Source organism: Rhizobium rhizoryzae (genome assembly GCF_011046895.1).
GTDB classification, from domain to species: domain Bacteria; phylum Pseudomonadota; class Alphaproteobacteria; order Rhizobiales; family Rhizobiaceae; genus Neorhizobium; species Neorhizobium rhizoryzae.
Genome location: NZ_CP049249.1, coordinates 902,501 through 918,897, shown reverse-complemented (window position 1 = coordinate 918,897; position 16,397 = coordinate 902,501). Strand labels below are relative to the sequence as shown.

The 16,397-nt window shown below is 56.3% G+C and carries 13 protein-coding genes (1 of these 13 cut by a window edge); 4 read left to right on the top strand and 9 right to left on the bottom strand.

The window, feature by feature from the left end:
* The first annotated feature begins 26 nt into the window (after positions 1-26).
* On the top strand, positions 27-1,391 hold the full coding sequence (locus G6N80_RS05000) for an amidase (RefSeq protein WP_165131740.1): 1,365 nt from the start codon (positions 27-29) through the stop codon (positions 1,389-1,391).
* On the opposite strand, the gene G6N80_RS04995 is transcribed toward G6N80_RS05000, so the two are convergent.
* From G6N80_RS04995 to G6N80_RS04965, 7 genes are all read right to left on the bottom strand, one after another.
* Positions 1,392-3,239 carry a DUF2264 domain-containing protein gene (locus G6N80_RS04995; RefSeq protein ID WP_165131738.1) on the bottom strand — a complete coding sequence of 616 codons (1,848 nt, stop codon included), beginning with the start codon at positions 3,237-3,239 and terminating at the stop codon, positions 1,392-1,394.
* 71 nt (positions 3,240-3,310) lie between these two features.
* On the bottom strand, positions 3,311-4,588 hold the full coding sequence (locus G6N80_RS04990; protein WP_165131736.1) for an ABC transporter substrate-binding protein: 1,278 nt from the start codon (positions 4,586-4,588) through the stop codon (positions 3,311-3,313).
* A gap of 58 nt (positions 4,589-4,646) precedes the next feature.
* Complete coding sequence (locus G6N80_RS04985; protein WP_062557165.1) at positions 4,647-5,351, bottom strand: DUF624 domain-containing protein; 705 nt, start codon at positions 5,349-5,351, stop codon at positions 4,647-4,649.
* 14 nt (positions 5,352-5,365) lie between these two features.
* Positions 5,366-6,475 (bottom strand): ABC transporter ATP-binding protein, encoded by a 1,110-nt coding sequence (locus tag G6N80_RS04980; RefSeq protein WP_165131734.1) that lies wholly within the window; start codon positions 6,473-6,475, stop codon positions 5,366-5,368.
* Between the two features lie 14 nt (positions 6,476-6,489).
* Complete coding sequence (locus G6N80_RS04975) at positions 6,490-7,662, bottom strand: glycoside hydrolase family 88 protein (protein ID WP_165131732.1); 1,173 nt, start codon at positions 7,660-7,662, stop codon at positions 6,490-6,492.
* Between the two features lie 5 nt (positions 7,663-7,667).
* Positions 7,668-8,504: a carbohydrate ABC transporter permease gene (locus G6N80_RS04970; RefSeq protein ID WP_062557167.1), complete on the bottom strand. Its 837-nt coding sequence runs from the start codon at positions 8,502-8,504 to the stop codon at positions 7,668-7,670.
* A gap of 3 nt (positions 8,505-8,507) precedes the next feature.
* Positions 8,508-9,452, bottom strand: a complete 945-nt coding sequence (locus tag G6N80_RS04965) for a carbohydrate ABC transporter permease (protein WP_165132378.1) — start codon at positions 9,450-9,452, stop codon at positions 8,508-8,510.
* 169 nt (positions 9,453-9,621) lie between these two features.
* On the opposite strand from G6N80_RS04965, the gene G6N80_RS04960 reads away from it, so the two are divergent.
* Positions 9,622-11,406: a heparinase II/III domain-containing protein gene (locus G6N80_RS04960; protein WP_062557168.1), complete on the top strand. Its 1,785-nt coding sequence runs from the start codon at positions 9,622-9,624 to the stop codon at positions 11,404-11,406.
* Between the two features lie 10 nt (positions 11,407-11,416).
* Positions 11,417-12,229 (top strand): discoidin domain-containing protein, encoded by an 813-nt coding sequence (locus tag G6N80_RS04955; protein WP_062557169.1) that lies wholly within the window; start codon positions 11,417-11,419, stop codon positions 12,227-12,229.
* A gap of 78 nt (positions 12,230-12,307) precedes the next feature.
* On the opposite strand, the gene G6N80_RS04950 is transcribed toward G6N80_RS04955, so the two are convergent.
* Positions 12,308-13,063, bottom strand: coding sequence for a FadR/GntR family transcriptional regulator (locus G6N80_RS04950; RefSeq protein WP_165131730.1), 756 nt, complete (start codon positions 13,061-13,063; stop codon positions 12,308-12,310).
* Between the two features lie 265 nt (positions 13,064-13,328).
* Between G6N80_RS04950 and G6N80_RS04945 the strand changes: the two genes are divergently transcribed.
* Positions 13,329-15,314, top strand: coding sequence for a putative bifunctional diguanylate cyclase/phosphodiesterase (locus G6N80_RS04945; protein ID WP_165131728.1), 1,986 nt, complete (start codon positions 13,329-13,331; stop codon positions 15,312-15,314).
* Positions 15,315-15,368: 54 nt separating this feature from the next.
* Here G6N80_RS04945 and G6N80_RS04940 read toward each other — a convergent pair whose 3' ends face one another.
* Positions 15,369-16,397 carry the 3' end of a TonB-dependent siderophore receptor gene (locus tag G6N80_RS04940; RefSeq protein WP_165131725.1) on the bottom strand. Its footprint extends 1,116 nt past the window's final position, so 1,029 of the gene's 2,145 nt are visible here — the last part of the coding sequence; the start codon falls outside the window, past its right edge — the gene reads right to left on this strand; it ends in the stop codon at positions 15,369-15,371.

Below are 16,397 nucleotides of genomic sequence, written 5' to 3'. Positions count from 1 at the left end.
CTCAAAACGTCAGCTGCGGAGCATTCATGTCCAGATATCCTACCGTCGTCGAAACCGCCGAGGCCCTGGATCGTGGGATCGTATCGTCGAGTACGCTGACCAAAGAGACACTCGCGCGGATCAATGATCCGGCAGGCGAAGGAGTTCGGGTGTACATCCGCCGCAACGATCAGCGAGCCGTGAAGCTGGCCGAGGCTTCGGATACGCTGAGAACGGCAGGTATCAAGCGATCACCCCTTGAGGGTGTCCCGATATCGGTCAAGGATCTGTTCGATATCGCTGGTGAAACGACGCTTGCGGGTAGCATCGCGCTGAAGGATGCCCCCGCAGCGCAGGAAATTGCGCCGGTTGTACAGCGCCTCATCGCCGCCGGGGCGGTGATCACCGGCACGACCAACATGAGCGAATTTGCCTTTTCAGGCATAGGCATCAATCCGCATTACGGGACGCCGCGCAATCCTTACGACCGGGACACGGGGCGGGTACCGGGTGGCTCTTCGTCGGGTGCCGCGATTTCCGTGACGGACGGGATGGCCGTCGCGGCAATCGGAACGGATACGGGTGGCTCTATCCGGATTCCATCCGCGCTGTGCGGACTGACCGGGTTCAAGCCCACTGCGCGCCGGGTTTCTGCGCAAGGCGTGGTGCCGCTTTCGACATCCCTTGATTCAATCGGACCTCTGGCGGCCAGTGTGACCTGCTGTGCCATCATCGACAGTATCATTTCCGGAGACGGCCTGGACGTTCCGGTGGAAGCCCCGATCAAGGGTTTGCGACTTGCTGTTCCGCAGACGATCGTCCTGTTCGACATGGACGAAACGGTCTCACGAGCCTTCTCCCGAACGCTGGACTTACTGTCCGATGCAGGTGCGATCATCAGCGAAATCGGCCTGGAAGAGTTTTCCGAAGTTGCCGATATCTATGCGCGCGGCAACATGGTCGCTGCCGAAGCTTTTGCCTGGCACCGTGAGCTTATTTCCCGAGCGGCTGAAAACTATGACCCCCGCGTCAAGCTGCGGATTACCCGCGGAGGGGAACTGAGCGCCGCCGATTACATTCGCTCTCTCGAGACACGGGCTGCATGGAAGCGCCGCGTCTTGCAGAAGGTTCACGGATTCGATGCAATGATCATGCCGACGGTGCCGGTGATTGCCCCTGCAATCCAGCCGCTTATCAATGACGATGCGAAGTTCTTCGCGGCCAATGGTCTCATCCTTCGCAACCCGACCATGATCAATTTTCTCGATGGATGTGCACTCTCCGTTCCGATGCATCAGGGCGATGAAGCTCCCTCAGGCCTGATGATCGCGGGAACGGAGATGCGTGACCGTCAGATTCTCTCAGTCGGTCTCTCCATCGAACGTGTGTTGCAGCAGGCCGCGAGTCGCTGATCAGAGATCGAAGGCCGCAATCTTCCGGCCTTTGTCCCTAACCAGTTGTTCGAGTTGCTCAATTGTCGGCATTGCTGGCAGATTGGTCAGATATTCGGCCTTCCAGGCGTGATTGGGCATAGCCAGGATTGCCGAGGCAAGGGTGGATGTACCTGCCGGGACACTTGCACGTAGTTGCGGCACCAGTGTGCGCGCCCAGATCAGATTGGTATTGGCAATGGCCAGCTGTGCCTTGCCCGCTCGTTTGACCGACGAACCGCAATCAATGATCAGGCTTGTATCGGTCTGGCCATACCAGATGGCTGAGTTTTCCGTCTCGGTCATCGTATCGCGATTGAAATCGGCACGCTGAATCGGGAAACCACCCTCCGCTGTGAAAAGATTGCATGGTGTGGTCAGGCGGTGTACGCGCAGATGCCACGGGTTGCGCGGAATGAGCCAGGTCTCTACCTCGACATCGCTCCATGCTTTCCAGCGCGAATAGAGAACATGATCAGCGATCAGTGCGTCTTCCAAGGTTTCCCGCATGCGGAAATGCACGCCGTCGTCGGATAGGCCAAGCATGTTGTCGAAGCTCGCCGCATCGAAGTGCCTGTCGTTGGCTTCGATGTTGAAGCCGTAGCGTGTTGAATAGGCGAACTTCGAATATTTCTCGTTCGAGCCCCGCATCTTGTCATGCTCCTGGCCGGTCGCCAGAACCACGATATTGTCCGGTTGATGCATGGCTACCATGCCAGGCTTTTCCAGCGCTACGACATCGTCGCAAGCTGGGGCTTCCTCTTCGGTCGCGGCCCAGAAGGGATGACTAGCCGGCAGAGCCAGAGGCAGGAAGAACTTGAGTGCCCAATAGGGCGAGCAGGCGGAGTTGTAGCTCTCGCTCATCAGAAGATTAGGATAGCCGTAGCCGACGGACAGAATGCCATCGCGATCTGCGATCGGAAGCTTAGACCACCAGCGAAGGTGACGGAGGTAATAGCCTTTGATCTGGCCCCAGGGCAGGGCTTCAATATTTGCGAAGGCGAGTGCGGCCCAGAAGCCGCCTTGCGCAAAGCGATAGGTCTGGCTGCGACCAAATGCGAGCGCGGAACCATCCGGCCCGAACCAGTGGCGAATATCCTGTGTGAAGCGCTCTGCGCGGGCGATGATCCTCGCCTTTCGCTGATCATCTCCGCTGGCAAGAACGGCATAGATAAGCCCATAATAATGCATGGCAAAGGGAATGTAGTGGTCGACACGACGGACAGGGCCATCCCGATACCAGCCATCCCCGATGTCGAAGGCTTCCAACTCTTCCAGATAGGCTTCGGTCTTCGTTTTGTCGAAATCTATGCCAATTTTCTCCAGGCCAAGATCGACAAGAACACGGAAGAATTTCCAGTTGTTGTCGACATAGTCTCGTTCCCGTGCCTTCAGGAGGTAACTGGACACGATGTCCTTGCCGCGCTTGTCCAGAGGGGCCCAGAGATGGTGCGGCACGAGCGCCAGCCCGAACCCGATTGCGGCGAGTTCAACAAGTCTCTGATTCCGGTCGGATACATCGCCCCAATATTCGGGGTGATCGGGGTCCATGCCGTTGACGAGGCCGCATCGGTAGAGATCCCAGTACGCAAATTCCCCTCCACCTGCCGCAAAGGGCACGATGCCCCAGAGCGGGCGCGCGAAGCCTTCCAGATCTGCCGCCGGGTGATCGAAGATGGCGCCTGCTGCACTTAAAGTGACGCGCGCGCCGCCTTCCGAGAAGTAGGGCAAGAGCGGCTCGAACAGGTCGATCAGCGCGTTTGCCACATCCTGGCGGGTTTGAAGGGGATTGCCATGGAGCGGATTGGCGCGGAGCAGGGGATGAGGCACGGCAAGAATTCCAGTCTGCGATTGTTTCACCAGCCGCGGAGAACTGCTCCGCGGCTGGGTTTGATCGGGCCTTACTTGATGGCCTTTACGCCTTCGTTCATCTCCTTGATGCCGTCGGCAATCGACATGTTGTCGGTCATGATTGCATCATGGGCGCGGTTCAGAACCACTTCGATCTTAGCGGCATTCGGGTTGACTGCCATTTCGAGATAGGACTTGCCGGACTGTAGCGCATCCTTGCTGTTCTGGTCCTGCGGGAAGCCGGGAAGCGACGTGATCTTGGCAGCTACGTCGCCGGTGCGCATGGCAGGCAGAGTGCCGGTCGATGCCACGATCGCAGAGCCTTCCGCTCCGGTGACGAACTTGATGAAGGCCAGAGCCTCCTTCTGGTGATCCGAGTTCTTGTTGACGGAGAGGCCCGAGATCTGCGCAGCCGTCGTGCCGGCTGCAACGCCTTCCGGATGCGGGAACTTGACGATACCCCAGTTCTTGGCCTTGGATTCACCGGACTTCACCTTGGCAATCTGCGTGCCGATGAACCAGGTGCCCATGGGCAGCATGCCGACTGTGCCGTTGAAGAACAGAGCCGAATAATGCGTGTTGGAGGTCTTCAACTGCGCATAGGACGGTACGGCTCCAGCCTTCTGCAGCGCCAGCGCGCGCTCGTACCAAGGCTTCAGGAACTCGTATTCACCACCGGTTACGGTGTGCTTTCCATCCTGAATGCCCGGAAGCTGTACCGTCGAACGCCAGGTGTGCAGAAGCGCGCCATAGGTCTTGTTGACGCCCATGCCGCCCGTAAGCTTCACAGCCGTCTCGTCAAACTGCTTCCAGGTCCAGTCATTGGTCGGATAGGGAACGCCTGCTTTGTCGAAAATGTCCTTGTTGTAGTAGACGATCCAGAAATCCGAGCGGAACGGGATGGAATAGATCTTCCCGTCGACCGTCAATTCCTGCAGCAAGCCACCGAACGGTGCGGGATCAATCTTCTCATCCTTGATGAAGGCGCTGAGATCCGTGATGGTATTGGCCCGAACGAGGTTGGCGTAGCCGGGCACATCCTTGATGGTCACGATGTCGAGGTCCTTGGAGCCCCCGGTCAACTGTGTAGACACCATCTGCGGATAGTCTTGGGAGCCGAGATCGACCGGCTCGACCTTGATGTTCGGGTTCTTCTGCTGGAACGCCTCGATCAATGGTTTGTAGTAGGCGACCTTGTCCCAGTCCCACAGCGCCCATTTCAGCGTCACCGGTGCAGATTGCGCAAGCGCCGTGCCTGCCAAAAGCGTCGCAAGCCCCAGGCCGGTGGCCGCAAGCTTCAATGTTCTCCCCAACTGTTCCAGAACCATTCTGATCTCCTTCCCTGATCGTGTCTGGTTCAGGCGTTGCTTCTGCAACACCTGTATTTCATGAACCGTTCCTGTCCTTCGACAGGGCAAGCGCGTGCATTGCGGCTCCATGTGCGCCAAAGACGATGGCGAACATTCCGAGCGAAAAATTTATGGCCGCAGGCATGAAGACCGAGACCGGGTAAAGCAGGATGTGGGCGAGCCAAAGTGCGCCGACGAACAGAAGCGCGCCGACGAGCGGCAGCGGCGTGAGCAGAATGGCAAGCGCCGAGAGACGGATCGTAGACAAGACAGAGCGGCTTTCGATGACGGAAATCACGATAAACTGACATGTCATCATCGCCACGAACAGTGTAACGGACAGGCTGACCGTAAGAGGTGCTGCATAGGCGAGATCTGTTGCCGCGTAGGATGCGTAAGTCCGGACTGCATAGGCGCAAAGGCCCAGCACTGCGCTTGTAACGATAGCCCAGACTGACGCTCTCAACCAATAAGCTCTCAGCGCATCCAGGTAGTCCCGCAAAAGATAAACGTTCCGGTCTTCCACGAAGGCACGGGAAACACTCGCCATCGCAAAGATCGCTGCCGGGATCGTGACCACCAGAAGAGATGTCAGCAGGAACAGGATGTTGAGCTTCACCATCTCCCACCACTCGCGGCCGAGAATTTCTGCAAACAGGGCGAGGCCGGTGCGTTTCGGCGCATCTTTTGGGATGCCCGCGCCTTCCTTCGTCCAGTAGTTTTGCAGCCATTGAACGGCCATGGTGTTATTTGCTCCTAGTACAGGATTGAAACCTGAGTCTGCGGGTCGAAAAGCTGCGTATTGGTCATGTCTGCAGTCAGCCGCACCTCTTCGCCCAATCGCGCTTTAAAACGCGGCGACACGCGCGCGATCATGTTCTGCCCGCCGGCGATGAGATTGAGATGCACCTCCGAGCCCATGGGTTCCGCCAGTTCGACGGTTGCCGAGAAGGGGGCAGTATTGGCCGGATCGATATCGCCCGGCGCAAGTTCGTGGAAGTTTTCCGGTCGAATTCCGAGAATGATCTCTTTGCCGACATAGGGTTCGATCCGCGCCCGATCGAAGCTTACTGGAAGTGGCAGGACATGATCGTTGAAAACCGCGACCAGCCGCTCTCCATCCTTTCGGATGGTGCTGGGTAACATGTTCATCTGCGGTGCGCCGATGAAGCCTGCTACGAACATGTTGATTGGCCGGTCATAGAGGTTCTGCGGCGTATCCACCTGCTGGATATGCCCGTCCTTCATCACCACGATGCGGTCGGCCATGGTCATGGCCTCGACCTGGTCGTGAGTGACGTAAATGAACGTGGCATTCAGTCGCTTATGCAGCTTGCTGATTTCAGCGCGCATCGTGCCGCGAAGCTTCGCATCGAGGTTGGAGAGCGGCTCATCCAGTAGGAAGACCTCCGGATTGCGCACCATGGCACGGCCCAATGCCACACGCTGGCGCTGGCCGCCCGACAAGGCCTTCGGCTTCCGGTTTAGAAGATGACTGATATCGAGAATCTTTGCCGCCTCCTGCACCTTGCGGTCGATCTCGTCCTTGGGAGCCTTCCTGAGTTCGAGACCGAACGCCATGTTCTTGTAGACGGTCATATGCGGATAGAGCGCATAGTTCTGAAAGACCATCGCGATGTCGCGATCCTTGGAGGGCACATCATTCATCAGGTCATCGCCGATGATGAGTTCGCCGCCGGAGATTTCCTCCAGCCCTGCGATCATGCGCAGAGTGGTCGACTTGCCGCATCCGGAAGGGCCGACCAGAATGATGAACTCCTTGTCGGCGATCTCCAGATCGATGTCGTGTACGACGGTCAGAGCGCCAAAGGTCTTGTTCAGTTTCTTCAAAGAAATGCTTGCCATCTGCCCTTCGGCCCTCACCAGTAGGAAGACCAGTTGCGCGAAAGACGCGTCAACGCTTCCATGAAATAATAATCGCCCCAGGACACGCACTCATCGACGCCTTCGCCACGGCAGGTGTTGTGCGGGGTCTTTTTTGAATAGGTGCCGTGAAGGACGAGCCCATTGGACTGAGACGGATCCTTGACCGCGTAGTGATCAACCAGGCTCTTCATCATCCGCCGTGCGAGATCGCGGTAGCGAGCCGCATCGTCTGCATCGACAAGTTCGGCCATTTCCAGAAGGCCGCAGGCAACAATGGATGCCGATGAGCTATCGCGCGGTTCTGCATCTCCGTCCGTGAAGATCAGATCCCAATAGGGCACCATGTCAGCCGGTAGACGGTTCAGATAGAATGTCAGCAGACGTTCGAACGCCTCCCTGTATTCCGCAATGGGCTCATAGCGATAAGAGAGGGCCATTCCGGCAATGCCCCAAGCCTGCCCGCGCGCCCAGAAACTATCGTCGCTATAGCCCTGCTTGGTGGCACCCCGCACGGGCTTTCCCGTTTTCGGATCCATATAGAAGGTGTGATAGGTGGAATCGTCCGCTCTGACCGAATTCGCAAGTGTCGTTCTCGCATGCAGCAGCGCAATGTCGCGATATTTCGGATCGCCCGTCTGCTGACTTGCCCAATAGAGAAGCGGCAGGTTAAGCAGGCAATCGATAATATAGCGATATTCGTTTGGATTGCCTTTGCGGCCCCAGGCCTGGATGAACTGGCCGACCGGTTGATAGCGCTCCAGCAATTGGTCTGCGGCCATCAGTGCGGCTCTGCGCCCGTCTTCATCTTTTACCAGCTTCCAAGCGGCAATGCAGGAGGGCGAATAGAGAAACCCCATGTCGTGATGGTCGGTTTCGATCCGGTTCTCGATGCGGTGCTGGAAGCTCTGCACCTGGATCTGCGCCGCATATTGGAACAGCTTGTCGCCTGTATGTTCAAAGGCTAACCAGATTTCGCCCGGCCAGAAACCAGCTGTCCACTGGTCGTTTGCAACAGCCGGATAGATGTTGCCGACACTGGAGTGGTTCTGCGCCTGATAGGTAAACTGCGGCAGATTGCGGCGTACCTGCGCGACGGCAATATCGAGTGCCGCATTGACTTCTTCGTCTTTGATCGGAGCAGGCGAGCCGGATGCGAGAGCGTTCATGGACATTACCCTTTCAGACCTGACGAAGCGACGCCTTCGACGAAGAAGCGCTGCAGCGACAGGAAGACAATGAGCACCGGTATCAGGGCCACAACTGATGCGGCCATGATCAATCCGTACTCGGCAGAATACTGCGAAATGAACATGCGCAGACCGATCTGGATTGTCTTCAGTTCAGTCTTGGTGAGGTAGATCATCGGTCCGAGGAAGTCGTTCCACGTCGTGACGAACGTAAAGATCGTCAGGGTGGAGAGCGCGGGCTTGGAAAGCGGCAGCATGATCTTTGCCCAGATCTGGTATTCGTTCATGCCGTCGATACGAGCCGCTTCGCAAAGTTCATCCGGGATAGACATATAGAACTGCCGCATCAAGAATACGCCGAAGGCAGTGAAGGCCTGCAGGCAGATGAGCGCCAGATGCGTGTTGTTCAGACCAAACTCGCGCATCAGCAGGAACTGCGGCACCATGTAGACCTGCCAAGGCATCGCGATCGTCGCAATGTAGCCGAGAAACAGCGTATTCTTGTAGGGAAAGCGCAGTTTCGCAAAGGCATAGGCGGCAAAACTGGATGTCAGCAATTGCAGCAGGGTGACGATAATCGTCAGCTTCGATGTGTTGTAGATGAAGAGCGCAAGCGGGATCTTCGTCCAGATTTCCGTGTAGTTCTCCCAGCGCGGTTGCGAGGGGATCCACTCGATCGGAAACACGAAGACGTCACGGCTGAGCTTCAGGGACGCGGACAGCATCCATGCAAAGGGCAGCAGCATGATGATCGTGATGGCGATGATCGTGACGTAGACGGCGATACGCGAGAAATCGATCCGGCGTTTTGTCTTGCGCATGGCTCAATCCTCCTTCTGGCGGCGAAACTGGATGACGGTTACCGCCAGCACCAGGAAGAACAGGACGAGCGCAATCATGCTGGAATAGCCGAGATCCCAGGAAATGAAGGCTTCGTTGTAGATGTGATAGACGAGAACGAGGGTTGATGTACCGGGGCCGCCCTGCGTGATCATGTAAACCTGATCGAACACCTTGAAGGACTGAATGGTGAGCATCACCGTGACGAAGAAGGTGGTCGGCGCCAGTTGCGGCAATGTGACGTGGCGGAACTTCTGCCATGCATTCGCGCCGTCCAGCCCCGCTGCCTCGTAAAGCTCGGAATTGATGCCCTGAAGCCCGGCCAGGTAGATGACCATGTAATAGCCCATACTCTTCCAGACGCCGAAAAGGATGACCGTGACCATGGCCCAGTGGCGGTCAGCGGCCCAGCCCGGCATGTCCTTCGGATCCAGCCCCAGCGTATAGAGAAGCATGTTCACCGGACCCATTTCCGGATTGAAGATCATGTTCCAGACGACTGCAACGGCGACCAGCGATGCGACATAGGGAAAGAACATCGCAGTTCGAAAGAAATCCCGGCCGACGATCTTCTGGTTCAGCAACATTGCGAGACCCAGTGCGCAGGCGAGGGTGAGCGGGACGGAGACGACGGTGTAAACGACCGTGTTCCAGAATGCTGCGATGAACGCACGATCTTCGAACAGCCGCCAGAAATTATCCAGGCCGGCAAACTTGATCGGGTTTGAGCCGTCCCAGTGCATGAAAGCCAGCGCAAACGCGAAAAGGATGGGGCCAAGTGTAAAGACCGCAAAACCCAGAAAGTTTGGGGCAATGAAGGAATACGCAACAAGGGCATTCTCAACGCGACGGCGACGCCGAGACACGACGCGGACCTTTCTGCGGACCTTGACGGGTTTTGCCGCATCGCCAGATATTGCTGGATCCAGACTTGCCACCAGCACTCCTCCCAACTTCCATCAACTTCCCGGCCTCTGCATAGCACACTCGTTGTATTGGTCAAACAACTTTACATAACATCAGACAAATTTGCTGGATGAGCGAAAATAGGTATGATAGGGACATGATCAGTAGCAAGGAGATCAAGCGCGCGTGAGCATGTTCAGTGCATTTGGCAGTCGGCTGCCGGAGTATCTGGCAGACTTTTCCCCGCATCTGTCACTGAGCGGGATCGAAGAGATTGATCCAGAGGTCCGTAGGGTTTTGGAAGTAGCGGGAGACGCCGCATTGACGAAGCCTTGGCCGGAACTGCTGGCCAGCCACTACCGAGACTATGTCTCAAGCGGCAACCGTGCTCGCTTTGAAGACCGCTACTTTGGCCGCCGCCTCAAGCTGAATGATCTTGTGCTTGCAGAATGGGCGTCGGGATCCGGGCGATATCTGGACCAGATCATCGATGGCATCTTCCTCCTCTGTGAAGAGAGCGGCTGGCAATTGCCAGCACACAACGCCTATGTGCGCGGTGGAGCAAGGCTGCCTTTGCCTCGCGCAGACCGTCCCATCATTGATCTCTTCGCAGCCGAAACCGCTGCTAACCTGTGTGTCGTTCGGCATCTTCTGAAACAGCAACTGGACGCCGTCGACCCGGCAATCGGTCTAAGGATCGAAGAGGAAGTCGGTCGTCGTATTCTCACGCCTTACCTGTCAGAGCACTTCTGGTGGATGGGGCATGGCGAAGAGCGCATGAACAACTGGACTGCCTGGATAACGCAGAATGTTCTCCTGTCCGCCTTTCTGCTACCGACCGACCAACGCATTCGACGTTCGGTTGCGCTGAAGGCACTCGGCAGCCTCGACGCCTTCGTCAAGGATTATGCGGATGACGGGGCCTGTGAGGAGGGTGTCGTCTACTATCGTCATGCTGCTTTGTGCATGTTCGGTGCGATGCAAATCCTGCAGCAGGTCGGCGATGGTTTCATCGGCGCGCTGTGGTCAGAGCCGAAAATCCAAAACATGGCGGAGTTCATCCGCCACATGCATGTTTCGAAGAACTACTACATCAACTTTGCAGACTCGTCGGCAGTGGTGCCGCCCTGCGGCACGCGCGAATATCTGTTTGGCAAGGCTGTTGGCTCCAAGGCTTTATGTTCCTTTGCGGCCGCCGATTATCGGTGCGATCCGGACCGTCTGATGCCGCAGGAATGGAACCTCTGGTACCGGCTTCAAGCGGCGGAGACTCACGGTGAGATCATGCGCACGCCCGCGATGACTGTCGTGCATGAAGACGTCTTCCTCCCCGGCATTGGCCTGATGATTGCGCGAGATGGCAGCTATTGTCTTGCTGCAAAAGCAGGTAGCAACGGCGAAAGCCATAACCACAACGATGTCGGCAGCTTTACCGTTTACAAGAATGGCCGTCCCGTTCTGATCGATATCGGCGTCGAGACCTATACCGCCAAGACATTCTCTCCCCGCCGATACGAGATCTGGACCATGCAGTCCGCCTTCCACAATCTGCCGACATTCGGCGATGTGATGCAGCAGGATGGAGAAACCTTCGCGGCAAAACAGGTTGAAGCGGTGTTGGGCCCTGATCAGGCAAGCCTCACCATGGAACTTGCCGAAGCTTATCCGACCGAGGCGCAGTTAAGCCGTTTCACCCGCCGTGTGAGCCTGTTCAAGGGCAGGTTCATCGAACTCGCCGATCGTTACGAATGCGGTCGGACGCCGGTTCTATCTTTGATGACGGAGCAGCGGCCTCTCGTCAGGCGCGGCCTCGTAACCTTGCCTGGCCTTGCGACACTGGAGATCTCGGGCGGCGAAATGCCGACGGTCGAAGAAATCGAGATCGAGGATGCCCGCCTGAGAAAGGCTTGGCCCGCCCGCCTTTATCGAACACTCGTGCCGGTGGTCGGCGCGGAACTGACCATCCGTATCGTCTGAGGAAAACGACATGCACATCACACTCGCGATCATGGATATCAATGGCCGTTCCAAAGCGCAAGCAGGATCGGACGGTGAACTTAATCTCGTCTATCGCGGTGAATATGAGGCCGGCGACTGCATTCGTCTGACCGTTTCAGAGCCCGGTTATCTGCTCCTTGCGTTCGATGCAGCCATCGCTCCATCGCTTCTCTTCATGCGTGAGCGAGAATATTCCTATCCTCTCCCTCTTGGTCAGCAGGGACAAACAATTTCCCCCGTTGCTTTTGCGGGGCAGATTCATCGGCTGTTCGCGCGTGAGGCCTCCCATGAAGAGATCGTGACGAGACGGAATCTTGCGTTCAATCCGCTCGATACTGCCGCCAACAATGCCCTTTACCCGCACGCCTCCGCAAATGTCGAAACACGAGGAGAGGCAGCCTTTGCGGCTAGGAATGCGATCGATGGCGAGAAGGCAAATACTGACCATGGCAAGTGGCCATTCACCAGCTGGGGGATCAATCAGGATCCGCAAGCCGAGCTGACAATCGACTTCGGTCGCGAAGTGAGTATCGATGAATTGAAGCTCTATCTCAGAGCCGATTTTCCCCATGATGCGTGGTGGAAGCAGGCCTCGGTGACCTTCTCCGACGGATCAACCGAGCAGTTGGAGCTTGGAAAATCGGGATCGGCTCAACGTTTTGCCGTGAAGCCACGGCGGATCGAGTGGCTGAAACTGCATGATCTCATCAAGGCCGACGATCCGTCACCGTTTCCCGCATTGACCCAGTTCGAGGCCTGGGGAACTGAGGCTATGCTAGCCCCAATCGAATCGCAGCCGTAAGTTGGGTTCCGCGTTCATTAACCGATCGGTCTCTGGATGACCTCTGTCGGTTCCATTGGAATTGCACAACAGCGGGCGTCAGGGAAAGGAGCGTTCGAGGCCGCGTGCCGCCCGCAACAGGTCTCGGTATCTCAGCTGACTGCCTCTAAGGTGGTTCTGCATTGCCAGTCTGGCGGCTCGATCGTCGGCATCAGATATAGCCAGAACGACAGCTTCGTGTTCCTTGTGGATGAGCCGTCTGTAGGCAGTCTGCTCGTCATTTTGATGTTCTGCAACGACCTTTGATTGCGGGATGGCATGTTGGCCTTGCTGCTCCAGGAACTGCGTGAACAGCGGATTGTTTGTTGCCGCAGCGATTGCAAGATGGAGCGCCAAGTCTGCTTCACGAATCGATCGGTTTTCGTTGATGCAGCGCAAAACCGCCGCATGACAATCGAAAATCAATTCCTCCTGAGCAGGGGATCTGCGCAGTGCCGCAAGCCCTGCCGCCTCGATCTCCAGGGGCGTGCGAACCTCTAGAACTTCCAGATCTGACGCGAGCCGGGCACCATCAAGAGTTTCCGACTTCTGGGGTATGGTGGAACGATCAAGCACGAAGATGCCCGCACCTTGGCGCACATCCACCCAGCCGTCACAGCGCAGGGCAGTAACGGCCTCACGAACGACGGTGCGACTGACACCATGCGTTTCCGTCAATTCAATTTCGCTCGGCAGACGATCGCCCGGAGCATAGTTGCCTGCGAGTATCGCATCTCTCAAGCTTTGCTCAACCTTGGCGACGAGGGAGCCGCTTCCCTTGCGACCGGTCTTCAGTTCCACTGCCACGATTTCCATCCTGCTAGGGTGACCAAATCGCACCACTCCACAAATACGTATGATGAATTCTGGAAAACTTCAAATGAAATCGTCAAAGGTCAGACCAATCTCGCGGCGTTTTGGACGGTTGGTCGGGTGCTAGGATCTATTAAGTACAATCGAGGAATTCAATCTGTGGGGGTAGTGATCCGCAGGTTTGCACTGATCGTTATCTGCGGTTTAACGGAGGGGTGCTAAATATTGAAAGACAAATGCACCACACGACCTACCGAAAAGAGCCCGAATGCTACGTCGATACGCATCGAAAATCATCAGCGAGTTGAAGGTTCCGAACCATAATCCGGTATTGAACGTTTCTCAGTTCGAGGCGCTATCAAAGCAGGTTCCTCTGCTTTACTTCATTCTTCTCGTGAACATGACGTCGCTCGCTCTGACGCATGCGGGTTCTGCACCGTTCTGGATGGTTGTAGGTTTGCCCATTGTCTTTGCGATCCTGTGCGTGCGCCGGGCGGCCCAGTGGATTTCCTATCGAAACAAGGTGATTTCGCCGGACTTCGCCTATCGCAAGCTCCGCTCTACGAATATTCTGGCTGCGCCGATAGCGGTGTTCTGCACCTGGTGGTCGATTTCCCTGCTTCCTTATGGCGATGCTTATCAGAAGGCACACGTTGCCTTCTTCATGGCGATCACCGTGATCGGCATCATCTTTTGCCTTATGCACCTGCGTTCAGCTGCACTCGTTGTGGCGGTCACCGTCAATATTCCGTTCATGGTCGCCATGTTCCTGACAGGAGAGCCGACCTTCATAGCAACCGGTGTGAACGTAGCGCTTGTAACCGGTGCGATGATTGCGATTGTCGTCACTCATTATCGGGATTTCCGACAGCTGAACGAGTCGAGGCTGGTGCTTCTTGAACAGCAAAAGGCTTTGCAGGCGCTCTCGGACGAAAATCTCCGGCTGGCAAATCTGGATAGCTTGACGGAAATACCGAACCGAAGAAATTTCTTCAACGTGCTGACCGAGGTGTTCGGAACGGCCGAACGGAACACGAAACCAATCTGCGTCGGGGTCATCGATCTCGATGGCTTCAAGCCGATCAATGACATGTACGGTCATGCCGCGGGCGATAAGGTCCTCATCGAGGTCGCAAGACGTCTTAAAGAACTCGAGCAGGACGATCTGTCATTCTATCGCCTCGGCGGTGATGAATTCGGCATGATCTGTACAGGAGATTGCAGCGAAGAACGATTGACCCGTCTGGGCGAACAGCTTTGCAGTTCGATTGCGGAGAGAATGCCTGTGGGCGGGAACACGGTGCAGGTGACCGGTTCAATGGGTGTTGCGATCTATCCGGATGTGGGTCGCGACGGGCAGGATCTCTATGAGCGAGCCGATTATGCACTCTACACAGCCAAAAGATATCAGCGCGCAGGTGTCGTGATCTTCAATGCGGCACAGGCTCAATCCCTCGATCGTCAGAAGCAGGTGGAAGAGGCGTTGATGGCGGCCGATCTGGACCGCGAACTGACACTCGAATATCAACCGATCTACAATATCCAGGCACATCATTGCATTGGCTTCGAGGCTTTGGCGCGGTGGAGAAGTCCCGGGCTTGGCCGAGTTTCCCCAGCCGAATTCATACCGATTGCAGAACATACCGGGCGGATCAGTCTCGTCACCCGCACTCTGCTTCGCCAGGCACTTGAAGAGGCTAAGTCCTGGCCTGAGAATGCTATCCTATCCTTCAACCTCTCGCCGCTGGATCTTGCGAGCCCTGATAGCATTCTGAAAATCGTCGCACTGGTGGAGCAGTCCAGCTTCGATGCCAAGCGCATCAACTTTGAAATTACGGAGTCTGCTGTCATCCGAGATTTCGAGCAGGCGACCCAGTCAATCACGCTACTGAAACGATTGGGGGCCGGAATTTCTCTTGATGATTTCGGCACAGGCTATTCGAGCCTGAACCATGTTCACAAACTGCCGCTTTCCAAGATCAAGATCGACGGCAGTTTCGTTTCCGAAGTGCATGAGCGACCCGCAAGCGCGAAAATCATCCGGACAATGCTTTCGCTCTGTGGCGAACTCGGTCTCGGAGCCATCGTTGAAGGTGTCGAGAGCGAAGCAGAACTCGAAGTCTTGCGCGAAATGGGCGTTCAATATGTTCAGGGCTTCCACTTCTCTCGCCCGCTGACACCTGATGATGCGCGCACTCTGATCCTCGATGATCACGGTCGGAATGAGACCGTTGCACAACAGAAAACGGCCTGAATTCGCGACCCGCGCGTTGAGCTCGACGGTCATCCCGCCGAGCTCAACGCGATCTTAGAAAGTGGTGCCGACCCGCAGGACCACCGTGCGCGGTTCTCCGTAGAAATTGAAGACCGAGGTGCCGCCGACGCGCTCATAATAGGTCTTGTCGAACACGTTGTTGACCGTCAGGCTTGCGGTGACATGTTCGTTGAACTTGTAGCCTGCCTGAAGATCGAAGACAGCATAGCCGGGTGCCTCAATGCTCGTCGCTCCTCCGGCCGCAGTCCGCGAAACGTTCTTGAATGAGCTGAACATCTTCACGCCGCCGCCGATGAAGAAGCCGTCAAGCGCTGGCGTGCGATCATCAAACGTGTATTTCGTCCACAACTGAACCATGTGCTCGGGTGTGTAGAATTCAGAGCCCGCAGCGCGGTTTGTGTTCTTGAACTCCGTGTCAGTGAACGTGTATGCGGCAGTTGCCTCCCAGCGATCCAGAATGGTTCCGCTTACCTCCAGTTCCAGACCTTGTAATTTGGCTTCTCCGTTCGCCAGATAGTAGCTCAGGTTATTGGGATCAGAAACCGCCCTGTTCTTGTCCGTCAGATTGAAGTAGGCAAGCGTGGCATTAGCATTCTCAAAAACCTCTGCTTTCAGGCCAACTTCATATTGCTTGCCCGTACGAGGATCCAGAATGTTGCCGGCAGCATTGGTAACGGATTGAGGCTGAAAAATTTCGGTAAAACTACCATACGCCGTAAGCCAGTTCGTCAGATCGTAAGTGATGCCTGCGTAAGGCGTAAATTCTCCATTTGCGCTTACTTTGCTGTTGCCGGTTTCGCTGTCGAACCAGGTAAAGCGGCCGCCCCCGATCAACGTGAGCTGGTCGGTCGGTTTGATGCGCCACTGACCGTAAACCCCGGTCTGCCTAGTCTCTGTTTCCGATGGCGCGCTTAAGGTGATGCGCGGGCGCGCGATGCCGGTATTCCAGTTGTAGAGGCTTTGCGCGCCGCTGATCACGCCTGTCGCAGAGGAGAGCGAATTATCGGAACCGCGATAATCGATGCCGGCTATGATGTTGTTTTCGAGGCCAAAGAGCTCGAA